General features: G+C 38.3%; 16 protein-coding genes and 1 pseudogene. 13 read left to right on the forward strand and 4 right to left on the reverse strand.

Translation table 11 applies throughout. The features are described from left to right. Positions 1-146: 146 nt before the first annotated feature. The gene (locus AC0VYE_RS12385; RefSeq protein ID WP_475448278.1) at positions 147-575 is read left to right on the forward strand and encodes a MarR family winged helix-turn-helix transcriptional regulator; all 429 of its coding nucleotides are present in this window, start codon (positions 147-149) and stop codon (positions 573-575) included. A gap of 1,171 nt (positions 576-1,746) precedes the next feature. Then, complete coding sequence (locus AC0VYE_RS12390; protein WP_475448280.1) at positions 1,747-2,244, forward strand: ketopantoate reductase family protein; 498 nt, start codon at positions 1,747-1,749, stop codon at positions 2,242-2,244. Between the two features lie 582 nt (positions 2,245-2,826). On the opposite strand, the gene AC0VYE_RS12395 is transcribed toward AC0VYE_RS12390, so the two are convergent. Next, complete coding sequence (locus AC0VYE_RS12395; protein WP_475448282.1) at positions 2,827-4,260, reverse strand: stalk domain-containing protein; 1,434 nt, start codon at positions 4,258-4,260, stop codon at positions 2,827-2,829. A 573-nt stretch (positions 4,261-4,833) separates the two neighbouring features. Continuing rightward, positions 4,834-5,835: a copper amine oxidase N-terminal domain-containing protein gene (locus AC0VYE_RS12400; protein ID WP_475448284.1), complete on the reverse strand. Its 1,002-nt coding sequence runs from the start codon at positions 5,833-5,835 to the stop codon at positions 4,834-4,836. A gap of 424 nt (positions 5,836-6,259) precedes the next feature. On the opposite strand from AC0VYE_RS12400, the gene AC0VYE_RS12405 reads away from it, so the two are divergent. The 5 genes from AC0VYE_RS12405 to AC0VYE_RS12425 all read left to right on the forward strand — a co-directional run bounded on the left by AC0VYE_RS12405 (position 6,260) and on the right by AC0VYE_RS12425 (position 9,582). After that, positions 6,260-7,048 carry a hypothetical protein gene (locus tag AC0VYE_RS12405; protein ID WP_475448286.1) on the forward strand — a complete coding sequence of 263 codons (789 nt, stop codon included), beginning with the start codon at positions 6,260-6,262 and terminating at the stop codon, positions 7,046-7,048. Between the two features lie 503 nt (positions 7,049-7,551). After that, positions 7,552-7,818 (forward strand): hypothetical protein, encoded by a 267-nt coding sequence (locus AC0VYE_RS12410; protein WP_475448288.1) that lies wholly within the window; start codon positions 7,552-7,554, stop codon positions 7,816-7,818. A gap of 69 nt (positions 7,819-7,887) precedes the next feature. Beyond that, positions 7,888-8,490, forward strand: a complete 603-nt coding sequence (locus tag AC0VYE_RS12415) for a hypothetical protein (protein ID WP_475448290.1) — start codon at positions 7,888-7,890, stop codon at positions 8,488-8,490. Positions 8,491-8,710: 220 nt separating this feature from the next. Then, positions 8,711-9,280 (forward strand): dihydrofolate reductase family protein, encoded by a 570-nt coding sequence (locus AC0VYE_RS12420; RefSeq protein ID WP_076270653.1) that lies wholly within the window; start codon positions 8,711-8,713, stop codon positions 9,278-9,280. A gap of 104 nt (positions 9,281-9,384) precedes the next feature. Further along, positions 9,385-9,582 carry a hypothetical protein gene (locus tag AC0VYE_RS12425; RefSeq protein WP_475449827.1) on the forward strand — a complete coding sequence of 66 codons (198 nt, stop codon included), beginning with the start codon at positions 9,385-9,387 and terminating at the stop codon, positions 9,580-9,582. A gap of 38 nt (positions 9,583-9,620) precedes the next feature. On the opposite strand, the gene AC0VYE_RS12430 is transcribed toward AC0VYE_RS12425, so the two are convergent. Both AC0VYE_RS12430 and AC0VYE_RS12435 read right to left on the reverse strand, forming a co-directional pair. Next, a complete protein-coding gene (locus AC0VYE_RS12430) occupies positions 9,621-10,025 on the reverse strand; it encodes a hypothetical protein (RefSeq protein ID WP_076270651.1) in 405 nt (134 codons plus the stop codon). 212 nt (positions 10,026-10,237) lie between these two features. Beyond that, the gene (locus AC0VYE_RS12435; RefSeq protein WP_475448292.1) at positions 10,238-11,017 is read right to left on the reverse strand and encodes an alpha/beta fold hydrolase; all 780 of its coding nucleotides are present in this window, start codon (positions 11,015-11,017) and stop codon (positions 10,238-10,240) included. A gap of 485 nt (positions 11,018-11,502) precedes the next feature. Here AC0VYE_RS12435 and AC0VYE_RS12440 point away from each other — a divergent pair, with 485 nt between their 5' ends. From AC0VYE_RS12440 to AC0VYE_RS12465, 6 genes and pseudogenes are all read left to right on the forward strand, one after another. Next, positions 11,503-11,856, forward strand: coding sequence for a hypothetical protein (locus tag AC0VYE_RS12440; protein WP_475448294.1), 354 nt, complete (start codon positions 11,503-11,505; stop codon positions 11,854-11,856). A gap of 349 nt (positions 11,857-12,205) precedes the next feature. Then, positions 12,206-13,153: a copper amine oxidase N-terminal domain-containing protein gene (locus AC0VYE_RS12445; protein ID WP_475448295.1), complete on the forward strand. Its 948-nt coding sequence runs from the start codon at positions 12,206-12,208 to the stop codon at positions 13,151-13,153. A gap of 145 nt (positions 13,154-13,298) precedes the next feature. Next, the gene (locus AC0VYE_RS12450; RefSeq protein WP_475448297.1) at positions 13,299-14,135 is read left to right on the forward strand and encodes a protein kinase family protein; all 837 of its coding nucleotides are present in this window, start codon (positions 13,299-13,301) and stop codon (positions 14,133-14,135) included. Positions 14,136-14,312: 177 nt separating this feature from the next. Continuing rightward, entirely contained in the window at positions 14,313-14,795 is a 483-nt protein-coding gene (locus tag AC0VYE_RS12455; RefSeq protein WP_076270649.1) for a DUF2975 domain-containing protein, read from the forward strand. A gap of 10 nt (positions 14,796-14,805) precedes the next feature. Further along, a pseudogene (locus AC0VYE_RS12460) lies at positions 14,806-15,023 on the forward strand (helix-turn-helix domain-containing protein). Between the two features lie 586 nt (positions 15,024-15,609). After that, positions 15,610-16,062, forward strand: a complete 453-nt coding sequence (locus AC0VYE_RS12465; RefSeq protein WP_475448298.1) for a hypothetical protein — start codon at positions 15,610-15,612, stop codon at positions 16,060-16,062. Positions 16,063-16,114: the final 52 nt, after the last annotated feature.

Genomic DNA, 16,114 nt, shown 5'->3' on the forward strand with positions numbered 1-16,114 from the left:
CTCCAATGTGTTTGTCAATAACAATTCGAAGTATAACTGTTAGAATTCTAACTGTCAACAAACTAAGTATTTTGACATGCGTATAGGATCACTGTATAGTTTAATTGCTTACAATTAGCTTTCTAACAATTTCAGGAGGGACGATCATGCAATCCCGAAAGGATACGCCTTATTTGGATTTGTTTCAGATTATCGGTCTTAAATTAAAGAAAAGAGCGGACGAGAGTATAAAGGAACTAGGGTTAAACGCTCAACAAGGAAAAGTAATCGACTATATTTACGAGAACCAAGATAATCATATTATTCAAAAAGACCTAGCAGATCGGTTTCATGTGCGAGGGGCCAGTATTACAAGCATGCTTCAAGGTCTAGAGCAAAAAGGGTTCATTGAGCGCAAAATCCCGGCCAATAATGAACGGCAAAAAAATATATATGTATTGCCAAAAGGGATTGAGTTGATTGAAGGCTTTAATGAGTCATTCCAAAAAGTGGAGGATGAAATCATTCAAGCCCTTACTAACGAGGAGAAGCAAATCTTAAAGAAATTGTTGATCAAAATCAATGAGCGCATATAAAGAAGAGGATTCCAATGAGGCTATGGAGACATTTACAAATTAAAATACGCTTGTCCCAGTTGGGGAGCATTTAAAACAGCAAGAAATGAACAATCCATATGGTGCATCAAATAAGCTGGAATACCTAATGCATCAGAAGATTGGATAGATTTGAGAAACGAAACCATTTATAAGTAAAAATAAGGATAAGGATAACCAAAATTAGCGGCAAGCTATCAGCTAGCCATTGAGATAGATCAGTGGGTGGTAGGTATGGCCATAAGAACAAAAAATAGGATGAAGATGAAGATCATGAATTTCAAAGGTTTTTTTCGAGTAAAAGGAATGCAGTTCTTTCTAAACGGGATGCTGGGATAGTTTTAATCCCAGACAACCCAATTGGAATAGAAATCATTTGGAGGATCCAGATGGTAAGTAATTATAGATCTGGTGGAGTAAAGACTTTAGTTCCTTATTTGGACGAGGTTCGAGAAGATCAAGCTCATTAAATGTACTTACAATTTGGTGGCCTTTTAATCGCTTAGGTTTTAGTTTTTTAGATTTCTTCTTCATGCTAATTACTAAGACCTCCTGAAATTTATCATAATGGATTATTTTATGTCTAAGAAAGGCAGCTCGCCTGTGCATTCGCCAAAAGTGTTGTATCAAAAGGATTATTTAGATGACTTGTTGTGAGCTAAGCGAAAAGATAAAATCGTGGAAAAGCTCAGAAAAGCAAATAAAAAGAGTGGGGATAATTACAGTGGCAGGAAACGGAAAAGGCTAGTTCAAAAAGAGAGTTCAATTTAAGAAACCACTCCCATCGTGTCAGGAGTGGTTTTGTCTTTATGGAGTATATTGTGTAAACAAGCTTATGCGCGTTTTTTTATTGTTATACAACATATGGATTCGGTTTGAATGAAAGACTCATTCTTTAAAATAGAGCGTAATCCCTCTTGAATATAGGTTCTCCACTAACTTGAAAAATTGTTCTGACGATAAATTCTTTTGACGCTGGAGCCAAAGACGGAATAAAGAAAGGGAAGTTGTTTCCTCCTACTAGCAAATAAGAATATCATCCGACAAATAATAAAAAATTGATGGTAGATCAAGAAATAATAAAAATTTATTATCACATCATACAATATGTTGTCTGATAATCAGAAGTAAATGTAAAGTAGGAGTGGCTTTCATGCCAGCAAAACAAGAAAAAGTTTTAATTTTTGGTGCAGTCATCGGGAGCATGTACGCAATTAAGCTTATTGAAGCAGGGTTTGATGTTAGCCTGTTTGCACATTCTAATAGATTTAAATCATTAAGAGAAAATGGCCTGCAATATAAAGAAAAAGGTACAGTTAGGTCGATACAAGTCAATGTCATTGATACGCTCGAAAATGACGATATATACGATTTTATTTTCGTTACCGTTCGTTATGATCGGTCCGAATCAGCGTTGTTAGCGCTAAAAGATAATCAAAGTAAAAATATAGTTACGATGTCTAGTAAATCAATTGGATTTTCTTCGTGGCTGGATATCGTAGGGGATAGACTTTTACCAGCTTTTCCCGGCTTCGGCAGACAGATTATAGATGAAGTATTGCATGCTCGATTTCTACCAAAAATTATAGCGGCAACTGTATTTGGAGAAATTAATGGTGTAGTGACAGAACGCATAGAAAACCTTGCATAATTATATAAAACAGCAAAGCTTCCCTACGTTATTAAAAAGGATATGCAAGCGTATCTAATCACGCATTCCGTATCAGACATTGCCATGTTGAGCGTTATGCATTTTGAGAATAAGATCATTGACAAAAAAACAGCCAGAACCAGAAAGACGGCACGCAAAATATCAGTCACGTTAAAAGTGTATCTAAGGGCAATACAAAAAGCAGGCGTTTCAATTGATCCACCAATGCTTAAAAGGGTGCTTAAATTTCCAAACTTATTTTTGGATCTTTTTATGACATGGCTACGAACTAAAATGGTTAGGGATATGATGTTGCCGGATTATGCGAATAATGCTAACAATGAGATTGTGCAGCTGAGGAATGATATAATGAAATTTTTAAGTCGAAATGATTTTTTAGTTAAAATATTATGGTATTTTTTTGCCAGAGTAACACATCCGCTAAACCTACAATTTGATTGATTATTTCCTTTTTGTTAGTTCCGTAGAAAAGGACGCCACGTTAGCATGTCTCAAGAACATGTCTAATTGAAAACAAAAACCCGCAATTTATGCGGGTAAGAACAGCTGGAATATGCAGAGTTATTTTTTCTCGAATATGATTACAGTTTTGGGATTCGCCATATATTCTACGGTCGATTCCAGCAGCTCAGACACAAAACGTACGGGTACAAACGTACTGCCTTTCTTCAACAGCAATGGCGTATCAAAGGAAACCGTTTGTCCATTCACGACTGCTTTCTTCTCATTTACGACCCAGCGGATTGTCGTGTTGTTTTTGTAGATCGTTACTTCTTTTTTGCTTTGGTTCCAAGATACTTCAGAACCAAGTCGTTCAGACACAAATCGAATCGGTACATAAGTGCGGCTCGACGTTATAAATGGGGCTGTGCTGAGCTTAAAAGCACTTTCCCCTACGTAAGCAGTCGTGCTGCCGATTACTAATCGTTGGGCTTTCAGCTGATTACTAGGGTATCCTTCCCCAGAAAGCTTATTAAGAAGCTGATACGTTTTGGTTGTATTCCCCAAATCCAAGTAGTTATCGTTTAATTGCAAACCATATCTTATCGCTCCTGTATCATAATGGGTATCGAACTTATGGTTTCTAATTGGCTCCAAGTTCCATACCCGGTTATCAGATAGGTACAAGTTTCTTATTTGCAAAAGTGGTTTCAAAGGCTCCAGATTGTAAACCAAATTAGACGTGAGATTCAAGGTATTCAGGTTCGTCAGTTTTTTTAAAGGGGCAAGCTCCTTGATTTGATTGTTCTCCACATAAAGAGATCTCATTAGAGTCATTCCTTCAAGTGCGCGTATATCTGAAATCCGATTGCTCCCGATGTTAAGATTCATGATGCTTTTGGACAGTGGTTTAAGCGAACTCAGGTCCGTGATCCGATTGTTCGTGAGATCCAAATTCTTTAGCTTGATCAATTTGCTTAAGGGCCCAATATTCGCAATCTGATTCCCGTTCATTTCTAGCCATGTTATTTGTGTAGCTGTCGATAAGGCCTGTATGCTCGAGATTAGATTATCATTCGCTTCGAACGTATGCAATCGAGGAAAACACTTAACGACCTCAATTGACGCAATTTTGTTCGAGTTCGCATGCAAACTACCCATATCCGTCATCGAGGATAACGCCTCGATTGAAACGATCTGATTCCTCGAAATATCGAGACCCCGAATCTTAGTCAATGATTTGAGCGGTTCAATATCATTAATTTCATTATTAGATAAATCAAGGTGCGTCAAATTAGAAGCGTATTGCAAGCCAAGCAGGCTTTTAATTGATCGATTTGAAAGATCAACAACAGTTAAGGATTCCATATCTTTCTGCATAACGGCTTCGTTTTCATTCTTTTGTAATATTTGTTTGATAGCTCGCTCCAGTTGATCGTCCTGAAAGATTACTTCCAAGGAAGCCTGCTCCATAGATGCCTGTCCAGGCATGCTAAGACAAACGACGAGAACCAACAATAGCCCTGATAAGAGTTTACTTATAACCTTGCTCATTACACTTCCTAGCTCCTCTTCTATTGATGTCTATACATAGTTTGACGCTCCTAATTGTTAAAGGTTGCGATCAACTTTTTTTCATTAAGTTGCATAGAGAGATATTTTTCTGTTAAAAAAGGCATTTTATTTAACTATCCTGCGCATTAGTTTAATGAAATGAGTAGGCTGCTGTAGCGCCTGCTCATCATCGCGTATCACTCAACTAAAGTTTCCCGTTACTTTTATGACGTTACTCACCGCATGATTGCTTCCAATATTTTTTTACTGTAGGGTCTAGCAAAATTCCTTGAGAAGGCTCTTCTTATGAGGTCAGATCCGTCACTGATGACCGTATTCGACTTCTTGGAAGAGACGAAGACCAATTCAAGGAATTGTTGCTTGGCGCTTTTTCCGTAAAAGGTCTTCAGCAGCTAAATTGCGTTCGTTGATTTTCATTGAAAATGGATAACCGCTAAAAAACAAAAAACTAGGGTCCCAAAGTGGCCCTAGTTTTTTACAAACATCAATCGTAATCAGCTCAATCGATTAATTTAGTAATGATTTGACTCCTAACCGAAAAAAAATTGAGTGTTAATTAGATTCTATGAGTCCAGCTGTTATTAAATCTTCAATGTTAAGATACATGGTTCCTTTGTATTTCTTAACACGAATGTCACTTAAAGTAAAGTCGCCATCCGTCGCCTTTTTGTATTCTGCTGTCAAATTAATATCCAATCTGACGATTTCGAAGCCGACATATTTGCCTATCGTAATGATGTTGGCATTGCTATTGCCAAGTTTGCTTACGCCTTCGATTTCAGACAGCATAGATAATGAAATCCATCCCTTGCTCATCAGTGGCGGCAAGGCTTCTTTATTCTCTACTGCAGCTACATAATTGGTGTCAAAATAATCTGGATATCCTTTATACCCTGGTAGTTTGGATTCCTTCTCTGTTGGTGGCGCACCAACAACACGGAATTCAGGGAAATTTGCAATTGTCTTGGTAATGGAATCGATCTCGGCTAACTCTTTTTGGGTATTCAGGGCGTTGGTTGCAGCGGGACCAAACGATATCACTCCATCAGCACTGAAAAATATCGGGATACCGTCGATCGTGTAAGAGGCCCCTTTAAAGGATGGACTATTAACTTGAATCACATTTGCTTCTGCAGACCAATAAACGGAGTTACCTGTTGCTTCCCCAACGATTCGAATTGGGATGTAAGTGTTGCCATTTTGCGTAAAGGGTTCTGCTTGCAATGCTTTCTTCTGGCCGTTCACAACTGCTGTTTTGTTGCCAATCGTAAATGTAATCTTTAAATCATCCTTTTTGCCCGTAACTTGTTTAAGTTTTGCATCATAACCGATTTCCATTTTCAATTTTCCAAATAATTCTCTGAAGGGAACGAAGGAAACTCCATTCTTGCTTACTGATTTAGATTTGAGCGGGACTCCATCTACAAAAATATAAGCTCCTTTATTGGCTGCTGATACAGGAATAACACCTATACTGAATAATAAAACGCAAATCATAGCAGTAATCGACAATCTCTTCAAAAAAACGCCTCCAGAACTAGATTTTTTTTCCACTATTTACTATCTTACTATCATTTGGAACTCTGTCAATAAAAAAGATAGTTATTTTGTCGAAATGTGACCCAAGTATTCAATGTTCTTTCGAATTCCCTCAAATAAAGAGGCTAACCCAATTGTAGCTTAAGATCATCAATCGTTTTACATACTTTGGGCTGTCGGTTGGTTCACGATCTCAGCGTGAAAAAGCATCGACCACGCAAACTTATGCTCAGCTCCGCGGAGAGCGTCGGAGAGAACTTTATCGCCGATTTTTTTAGCATTTAGTTAATCAGGTTCAATGGTATTGTTGAATGCCTTTAATTATTCAGTCCCTAATTGAACTAACGGGCAGGATGGCTTAGAGGTAAATATTTACATAATAACAAGTGGTCGGTATAATTTAAGAGTATTGAGCAAACAGCCAAAGGGGTGTTTTTAATTGGAATTTGGACTTTCCCATAAAAAGTTTAACGCCAAAAGACCAGGGTCTCTTGTTGGTACAATTACCGGAGTCTTAGAACATTTTTCGTCATTGTATGCGAATGTTGGTGAGGCTACGGAGAAAAATGGCATTTGGTCTTTACGAGAAAGCACTCCAATATGCACTACATGTAACGGTACAGGTACTGTCCTTGGTGATATTGATTCAAGTCGTATGGTCGCAACTGAGCTCTCGCTTAAAAAAGGAGCTGTGCTTTTATGGGCGGGTACTAACTGCGGACCTGTTGTAAAGATTAGAGAACTGGCTAAAATGATCGGGATTGACTTTGAAAGCCCACTTGTTGAGCAAAATAAGCAATTTACCGATATTTTACTTTATGGATATGATAAGGAACCTATAACATACGTTTACAAGAAAAGGGAACATAAAAAATATTATCGTGGGTGCGTTTTCGATTTGGAACATATGCGTGCTGCAGGAACAACTAGTAAAGGAAACCTTTGGGCAATAAAATTATTCTCCCGACATGGAAAGTGTCCAAATTGTACCGAAAGCTTGTTGGAACAGGAACGCTTGGTTATGGGGAATTCCCTTTCAGATGTGTTAAGAATGCCGATCTCAGAATCACTATTAGTTGTCCAGAAATTACGTAATTGCCTCGACAAACAAGTATTAGATAATTATTGCGAGTTGATTAATGATCTGGAATTGCGTCTATCATATCTAAATAAAATTGGTCTAAAGTCTCTTTCAGCTTTCGATGTTAGAGTCTTGGTGAATCCGTAAATTGGTTAAGCTAACGGGACACGATAGTTAAAAACACATGATGAGCAAGCTCTACATTGGACTGCTCATCGGTCCATTTCATCGGAAATAAAATGGGGGGCATGTAGTGAAATTACTTAACTGGAAATATGATGTTGAGGTTTAAGGTTCTTCGGGCGAGTGGAACTGGATAGAGATCACCTTGACTTTTGAAGACGGCAGCAAATGGTGGCAATTCGGAGGAGGAACCGTTCAGATAGATGAAGAAGGAGAGAAAACTGATGATATAGATTAAACTATCGGAGAATGATAATTAAACATACAAGGAGCAGTTTGCTGCGGCAGCTGCTCCATTTTCTTGTTAAGCTAACGGGCAGTTTAACGAAAAACAGGAAGCTATTGTAACTTAGGAGCCGTTCTGTAGGGATCGTTGACATAGTTCTTGAATTGCGTGGAGTACAGACAGACGTAATAATAGAAAAGAGGAAAACGAAGTTACTCAAAACAAAAGGAGGTAGGAGAACGTGTCGAACATGGACAAGGAGAAAAAGGCTATGGAGAAAGTGACAACGGTGTATGAAACAGGCGAGATCATAACGGCGAAAGTGTACAAGGTCAGCCCGGAGCAGAAAGAGGAACTCGATCGTCTGTCAGCTGAGAGGCACGAAAAGTTACTCGAGGAGGCAATACCGAAGATCCGCGCACGGTACGAGCAACTGGTCAAGTTCCGTCAGCAACAGTCGAAGGCTGACGAGGTTGGCAAGCTTCCGAGTGATTCTGCTAACGGTTAGTTTAATTTAATTCTCATGGAATAAAAATGGTATAATACTATGGAATAATTTTGAATTTCGTGGTGGGAAATGGGGATAGATTTCTCAGCTGTTTTTAAACACTCATTAGATGTTACAGCCATAGAAGTTTTTAAAGAAGAGATTGTTAAAGGGATAAGATTTCCTAAAGTTGTAAAGTGTATTAAAAAAGTTAATTTTCATAACCCGCATCTTGACAGACAATGGTTATTAAATCGTGATCGTATTAGTGAATCACATAACTTTGAGCCATTTGATCCCGTGCTAATAGGGGATGAAGAATATGTTGAGCTTGGAGGCCCTGGTGGGTTTAGATTTATATTTAATAAGTACATCTGTGAGTTCAGTCCTTGTTTTAGGTGGTATCAATTTATAGAAAATCAAGAGTTGCAACTTGAACTAAGGGCAATATGCCAAGAATTTGCTGACTACTTCGGTTATAACTTTGCAATATATATGGGAGATAATTATTGTGCATTAGATTATGTTTTTGAAGGTCGCAATATGGATTATTATAAAGCCAAGCTTATGAGTAGATTCGGTAAAGCTAAATTATCTATCGGTGAATTAATACAGAAAACTAATAGTGGTTGGGAATCAGAAGGGTATTTTATAGATAATTTTAACGATTTGCAACGTAATTCTTTGAGCTAAAAAGGTGAAGGATAGTTCAACGGACCATAGAGCAGTTAGCCGGATGGCAGCTGCTTCTTTCTCGTTAAGCTAAAGGGCAGATAGGTAACATTTTTGTCTTCAAATTTCCACTTGACCCTTACGTAACGTAATGATTTATAGTGAACGTAAAAGAAGGATGAAACACAGCCTACTGCCAAAAAATCAAACAACTATATTCGAAATCGGAGGAGAAGCAAACATGAGAAAACTCGTATTGTTCATGCATGTATCACTGGACGGGTATGCGTCAGATTCAAACGGAGGACTAGATTGGATTCCTTACAACGAGGAATTAGAGAAATACGCCGAGGAAGTCGTAGCCGAAGTCGGCTCTCCGGTATACGGACGAACGACGTATCGAATGATGGAGAGCTACTGGCCTTCGGTGCTGGACAATCCGGATGCGTCGAGGCACGATATGGAGCATGCCAAATGGCTGCAGGATGTTAAGAAGATCGTCATTTCCGACTCGATGGACATTGTTGAATGGAACAATACGGTACTGATCAAGGACAATATTGCAGATGAAATCAAGGCGCTCAAGGAGCAGCAGGGTAAAAATCTCGTTATCTTCGGCAGTCCGGGGGCGGCGAAGACGTTGCTTGAACTCGGCCTGATCGACGAATTCCTGCTGACGATTTGTCCAGTCATCTTGGGCAGCGGAAAATCGGTATTCCACGGCGACGGTGAGAAAATCAAGCTCAAGCTGCTGTCCAGCCGAACGCTCAAGTCGGGCATTATCGCGGCCCGCTATGAGTTGGAGAAATAGCTCTGCCGTACAAAATGTTCTACTAACGGATAACGATAGTTGAAAACTAAAGGGCTGCCGCGTGGCAGCCCTTCGTCATTACGCTAACGAGCAGCATTCCTATTATGAAGAAATACGCTCCTTGGTATGATGTTATTGGGTCCAAGCTGCTCGCCAGTCGAATTCAAACAAACCAAGGAGACTACAAGATAAATGAACGCATTAATCAAATCACTTCTTCTACTTTAATTGTTGGTGTCGACATCACCAAATTCAAACATGTAACCCGATCGCAAGACTACCCGGGGGCGAGCTCGGAATGAGTGTGATAAGAGATGACTGATCCAATTTATAGAACTGTTTAGACGTTCAATAACTCTTGCCACTCTAATCTTTCCACCTCATCATCATGTAAAGCTGCTCGACGCTTTAGGAGCTCATATGTCTCACTCCACTCGTCAGGGTACCTTGTCCATTGAATTCGCTTATACAATTCTCCTAAGGCAAGCTCTACTTCATTTCTAAATTGTTTCCATAGCACTTTAGCTTTGTAATAGTCACCGTTATTACGAGTAGCATTCACTACGTCATAACAAAGTTTATCTTTTCTGAAAATCTCCATATTGATTTCATCAACTTTAAAAAGAATTTCTTTTTTTAGTTTTGCGTCATTCTCCATAGTTGCGATCATTTCGGCCATAATAGAAGTTATATTGGGATTATTTTGAGCTGCGTGATTCATACATTCAGTGAGTTGGATAGTCATAAATTTTTCCCTCCTAGCAACGTTCTGTTACCATTCTGGTTTTATATAATACTTTTCGTTAGAAGGAGGTTTTTTTAGTCACTAAGCAAGTGAAGACAGCTACTGGTAATAAAAGGGGGAGTGAACTTAATTAATAGATGAAAAACGAACATATCAAGCACTTGATGACTTTTCGACTAATGAAACGATGGAACGCCTAGATAGAATGTCCGTTATGCAAAAGAAGATAATAGTTGGTTGAATCTATCACGCTCCTCCAAAAAAGGGCAATGACCGCTGTATTGAAATGAAACTAATTGCGAATTTTTAATCAGCTTATTTGTTTCCTGAGCTTGGGTAAACGGAACGACTTTATCATGAATTCCATGAATAATTAATGTGGGCACATCGATCTGTCCAAGATCGTTGTAAACATTCTCGTCTCTTAGCGTGACCATAATAGCGGAAGTCGACCAATTCGCAGCTTTTAAACCCATTAGAAAGAACCATTCGGATTTTGGTTCAGAAATGTACTGAAAGAAAAAAATCTCCGTTTGGTTTTGCAGCATTTTCGGACGGTCATTGTTTGTTTCTTCGATGATTTTATTCGTAAATTCTTTGGGAACGCTTGATGGAGACGCAGCGTCAATCAGGACGAGTTTAGATACCCCGTACCCTTTGTAACGAGCCATATAACGAATTGAGATTGCGCCTCCGGTAGAGTGTCCTGCTAGTATTATGTTTTTTAACTGTAACGCTTCGATGACCATACGAAGATCATCTGCTAATCTATCGAAACCGTAACCGTCGAATGGTTTATCCGAGTTGCCGTATCCTCTCCAGTCCATTCCGATATAACGATATCCGAGCTTGGGAAGGTAATTGAACTGATATTCGAACTGATTATGGTTTAGCGGCCATCCATGAATAAAAAGTATCGTTTTATTTCCCGTTGGATTGATGTCCTCTATAAATACTTTTACGCCCGGTTCTACAGTAACGAAGTATCCCAAGTGTATCACCTCAATTTTTTAAATGTACTTCCCCATTAAGATATTCACCCTAGGCAGGGTGAATGCCCAATTTCGGCGTTAAATTGGTATAGATCGTACGTAGAGATTTCTGAGGAATAGCTTGAGTAAAATCAACTTCTTCAGATCATTGAGCTAATGGGACACGATAGTTGAACATCCAAAGGGCTTCCAAGCGGTAGCGCTTCATTAAGCTAACGGGCAGTATAGCGTAGTGATATCCGAAGGACTTAAACTGAAAATCGAAAGACCAGAGAATTCTAGATCATCAATGTAGCTGGGCCCATCGATTTGCAAGCGAATATTCTATGAACACGAAGAGACGGCAGTCGGTGAAGGCTGCCGTTTTCTCGTGTTCAAAATAGGTTCCATGAATGTTAGAACTATCCAAGGGTATTCTGTAGGTTTATTATTTAAACAGAATAAGGAACGATGAGGAATATTATCTGGTTCATCAGGAGGCATCTATGATAACAAAGAAAATACTTGTTGGAGTAATATCTTCGTTTGTTATAACAGCTTTATTTTCAATACTAGCCTCTTCTCCAAAAAGCTTAATTCTTTCAAATATTCCATGGTTGTTTATGTATATTGCACCATGTGTCCTGCTGTATGGTATACCAGCGTCTATTGTATCTGATAATCTAGGAAAGAAAACTAAATATCCAATATTAGCTTCACTATTGCTTCATGTTTTGTCAGCTTCGTTTTTCATTGTCTTTAGTGTTTCTTTCACGTTAATATCCATTGGTTCCTCGATATTATTTTTTTCGATCGATGTAACTTGGGATTTTTTAAGAAAGAAAACCCCTATGCTATAAGTTTGGATTACTAGAGCCCCTTTTTTAAAAAATAAACAGGATGCACTTCACGCTCTTCACAGTATCAATTAATTATTATTATTAATGGTGAACCGTATCATTTGTCATTACGTTAACGGGAGACTATAGCTCAACAATCACGAGGACGAGGCTGCTGGCTTAGAACGGCAGCCTCGTTGAACTAACGAGCAGTTAAACGCAACAAATTTTCTCCAACTGCGTCTTTTATAGGTAGACGCAAGTGTGAACGTTTATTTCATCGGCTTTTATTGGGGTGTTTTACCAAGTTCGTTCACGAGACAATTCGAGACATCGTTGTCTTAAATTTTAAAGGAGTTGCGTAACCCAAATGAAAAAGCTTGTACTTGCCGTTGCTGCCGCTAGTCTGCTGGCCGTTTCCGCCACATCCTACGCCGCTGTGCCTGTCAAAATCTTTGTTGAAGATAAGCAGATCCAATCTGATGTAGCGCCCATAGTCGAAAATGGACGCCTATTGGTTCCGATCCGAGCTATGACTGATTCTCTCGGCGCTTCTGTTTCATGGGACCAAGCGTCGAAAACCGCTACCATTCGCAAATGGTCGGAAACTGTTAAGCTAACTGCTGGCAAGAACATCTCGTATTACGAAAAGGAAGGACGATCAAATCAGCTGACTTTTGATGTACCTTTAAAAATCGTAAACAACCGTCTTTATGTTCCACTTCGCTTTCTTTCACAGTTTTTCGGTTGCCAAGTAGCCACAAGCGGGGATGCTGTGTTCGTCAACTCGCCGCTTAGCCAAAACGAGCGAGATATCCTGTATCAAGGAGACTTGGCGCAAGCGCGGCGAATCGTAATGGACAATGGTCCCAAAACCGCCCATTTTGCGCAGAAGCCCATAGCTTACACGCATGAACGAGAAGGCTTTGAAACAACTTTTCTTTTCCCAATCGGCGAATCCAACCGTTTTTTCTTGATATCAGACGATACCGTTTCGTTTTATGAATTGCAAGATGACTTTTTCGTGGTCACCTGGCAGGCGCACATTCCTGTCGGACAAAAAGGCACGGTTGAGCTATTCTTGGAGAACAAGGTTACAAACGCAATAGGGAGCAAACCAGAGATCAAGGAATTTTTCTTTTACAGAACGGGTGGCCTTGTGACCAGCACCAATATTACCACGGGTACAATCGATTCGGACGGAAAAATTATAGTAGTGGGTGTCAAAAGAATCGTCGGTGGTGAGGTCAAAGAAGAATCAGGGTCCTTGGCTTTGAAGTCGTCTGATGAGAAAAGAACTATTACATCCAACAGTTGATCCATTGCATGTACCCACAACTAAATGATTAAGGCTAACGGGCAGTATAACGCAAAAGATTTTTCTACGGCGAGACAATACAACTAGCGGTATAATGAGCTCAATTGGAATTTTGATATTGAATTTATCTCTTTCGGAGGTAGAAATGATAAAAAAAATAATCGATGGTGTCTCATTTGAACTGAAAGAAGATTTTGATTTTGGTTATTTATCCGAATATGGAAAGGTCTTTACTGTATTCGACAAGCAAGATTCTGGCTATTTATGTTTCGGCGTTCAAAATAAAAACAAAAAGCTGTTTTTGAAGATGGCGGGAGCAGCGACCATAGAAAGTAATGCAGGTATAGAGGAAGCAATCGCTAGACTACAATCAACCGTATCTATTTACGAAGATTTACGTCATCCCACTCTCATTGAAATAATAGAACACAAGGAGATCAAAGAGGGATATTTAACTGTTTTTGACTGGTTTGATGGTGATTGTATGGGTAAACAATATGATTCCTTTAATAAATTCATAACTTTGCCAATAGAGAAAAAACTTAATATTTATAATGAATTACTGTTATTTCATATACATGCCAACAAGTGTGGATATATAGCTATTGATTTCTATGATGGTTGTATCATGCATAATTTCACTACACAACAAACCATGATTTGCGATGTAGAACTTTACAGTAAAAAACCAGTAATTAATACTATGGGACGCATGTGGGGATCAAGTAGGTATATGTCACCAGAAGAATTTCAACTGGGCGCCCAGGTTGATGAAAGGTCAAATGTTTTTCAAATGGGGGCAACAGCATTTCAGTTGTTTGGTGGTGGGATCGAACATTCTTTCGATAAATGGCAAGCAAATGCAAAATTGTATTCGATAGCTTTAAAAGCTGTCAATATTGAAAAAGGCGACCGCTTTCAAACAATTGATGAGTATTTTGAAACGTGGAACAACGCGATTGAAGAAAAAATCTCTATGTAAGTCTTACGCTAACGGGCAGTTTTGTTGAACAAGTTGCAAATTTAACATTTTAAAGTAAGAGCATTTCTTTGTAATGAGAAATGCTTTTTATTTTTATAGAAACGATATTATTTTATCGTAAAACGATATAATTTGTGGTAAAGTAAAAACTGACATTAAACAAGTGAGGTGCAGTTTATGAAACGAGGAAAAACACTCTTTTTGAAGATAGCTGTTATTCTTATTGGAATCCCAATTCTTGCTTTGTATATATTTTTAGTGCCTAAGATTGGCAATTTTGCTGAAGAATTGTATCCAGAAATGGCTTATATGAAATCACTCGTCTTAATCGATATGTACGCAGCAGCGATTCCTTTTTACTTTGCTCTGTATCAAGCTTTTAAACTTTTAAGCTATATTGATAAGAACCAAGCGTTTTCGGAATTATCGGTAAAAGCTTTAAAGAATATAAAATACTGTGCTATCACAATCAGTACCTTGTACCTGCTAGGTATGCCACTCTACTATCTCATGGGGAAGAGAGTTGACCCTCCAAGTTTTATACCAATGGGATTGGTCATTATTTTCGCCTCTATAGTGATCGCCGTTTTTGCTGCTGTTCTCCAAAGACTTTTACAAGAAGCTATTAATATAAAATCAGAAAATGATTTAACGGTCTGAGGTGGAGCATATGGCAATTATTATTAATATTGATGTGATGTTAGCAAAACGAAAAATGAGTGTAACGGAGCTTTCGGAGAGGGTTGGAATTACGATGGCGAATCTTTTCATTCTGAAAAATGGGAAAGCAAAAGCGGTTCGTTTATCAACATTAGAAGCGATATGTAGACTTTGGATTGTCAGCCAGGTGATATTTTGGAGTACAAACGCGAGGAAGACACTTCATAAAAACAGACAACAAATTTATTTAACTAACGGGTCACGATAGTTGAACGGACCATAGAGCAGCTAGTCGATGGCAACTGCTCCTTTCTCGTTAAGCTGAAGGGCAGGATAGCGTAACCTTTTATCGCAGATAGAGTCTAAATTATTACATATTCAGATTCATAAACGAGGTGAGCTAATAATAGAATGAAAAAACGAATTTTACTACTTGTTGGTATTCTTGTGTTCTTGGCAATTATCGGCGGTATTACATTTCATAATTTTGCTAAAAACCTAGGCGAAAGTTACAATCAATTAGGTTAATGGGAGAAGAGGGCTTACAAATCCTGGCGTTAATAAACCGGGAAACGATAGTTGAATAATAGACATTGATGAGCAGGTACTACGGTATCCTGCTCTTTTTATTAAGCCAACGGGCAGTATAGTTGAGCAATAGAAATATTTATATTGGATTAAACTCCAGTTTTTTGAAACATTTTCATAAATATAACGTCCATGTCTTCAAAGTGTCTAAATAAAGGAAGTTTCTAAGTGTATTAAATCTGTCTCGTTCGGTAGGGATTCTTTATATTTTGTGAGGGGTGATAACTTGAAAAAAACATTCAAAGTTATTTTAACAATTGCAGTGGTTGGGCTTTTTTTATCAGTTGTATCTATTCCATTTATAAATAATTATATTGCATATTCCATAAAAAAAGATTTAATTAGATTATCTTTGCCAGACAAAACTGAAATGGTAGATGCTGTATCATCGGCTAGAAAATTAGTGGGAAATGGAAATGGAATGCAATTTTTTGGCGCAATTTTAATCAAATCGGAACTGAATTTGGATGAATTAAATATTTTTTATTCAGATTATCGCGAGAATGAATGGAGTTACATAGTTGAAAAGCAAGCGAGTAATCATATTGATTTTATTGATCATGGTAACGTGGCTTTTAAGGCATTGAATACAGATGAAACTCTAAACAACTATTATATTGTTTATACTTGGGGTAGTAGTAACTATCCATTAAGTGATCTTGATTTACGTGGGCATTAACGCTCTACACAAGCAAGATTATGAGCTAGAATTTTATGAGTAGTGAGGGTAC

It is taken from the genome of Pristimantibacillus sp. Z349TD_6 (genome assembly GCF_056173205.1).

What these genes read in the sequence shown, in the direction of transcription:
- AC0VYE_RS12385 (WP_475448278.1), top strand. Translation starts at nt 147, where the DNA reads ATGCAATCCCGAAAGGATACGCCTTATTTGGATTTGTTTCAGATTATC.
- AC0VYE_RS12390 (WP_475448280.1), top strand. Translation starts at nt 1,747, where the DNA reads ATGCCAGCAAAACAAGAAAAAGTTTTAATTTTTGGTGCAGTCATCGGG.
- AC0VYE_RS12395 (WP_475448282.1), bottom strand. Translation starts at nt 4,260, where the DNA reads ATGAGCAAGGTTATAAGTAAACTCTTATCAGGGCTATTGTTGGTTCTC.
- AC0VYE_RS12415 (WP_475448290.1), top strand. Translation starts at nt 7,888, where the DNA reads ATGGGGATAGATTTCTCAGCTGTTTTTAAACACTCATTAGATGTTACA.
- AC0VYE_RS12420 (WP_076270653.1), top strand. Translation starts at nt 8,711, where the DNA reads ATGAGAAAACTCGTATTGTTCATGCATGTATCACTGGACGGGTATGCG.
- AC0VYE_RS12425 (WP_475449827.1), top strand. Translation starts at nt 9,385, where the DNA reads ATGAAGAAATACGCTCCTTGGTATGATGTTATTGGGTCCAAGCTGCTC.
- AC0VYE_RS12430 (WP_076270651.1), bottom strand. Translation starts at nt 10,025, where the DNA reads ATGACTATCCAACTCACTGAATGTATGAATCACGCAGCTCAAAATAAT.
- AC0VYE_RS12440 (WP_475448294.1), top strand. Translation starts at nt 11,503, where the DNA reads ATGATAACAAAGAAAATACTTGTTGGAGTAATATCTTCGTTTGTTATA.
- AC0VYE_RS12445 (WP_475448295.1), top strand. Translation starts at nt 12,206, where the DNA reads ATGAAAAAGCTTGTACTTGCCGTTGCTGCCGCTAGTCTGCTGGCCGTT.
- AC0VYE_RS12450 (WP_475448297.1), top strand. Translation starts at nt 13,299, where the DNA reads ATGATAAAAAAAATAATCGATGGTGTCTCATTTGAACTGAAAGAAGAT.
- AC0VYE_RS12455 (WP_076270649.1), top strand. Translation starts at nt 14,313, where the DNA reads ATGAAACGAGGAAAAACACTCTTTTTGAAGATAGCTGTTATTCTTATT.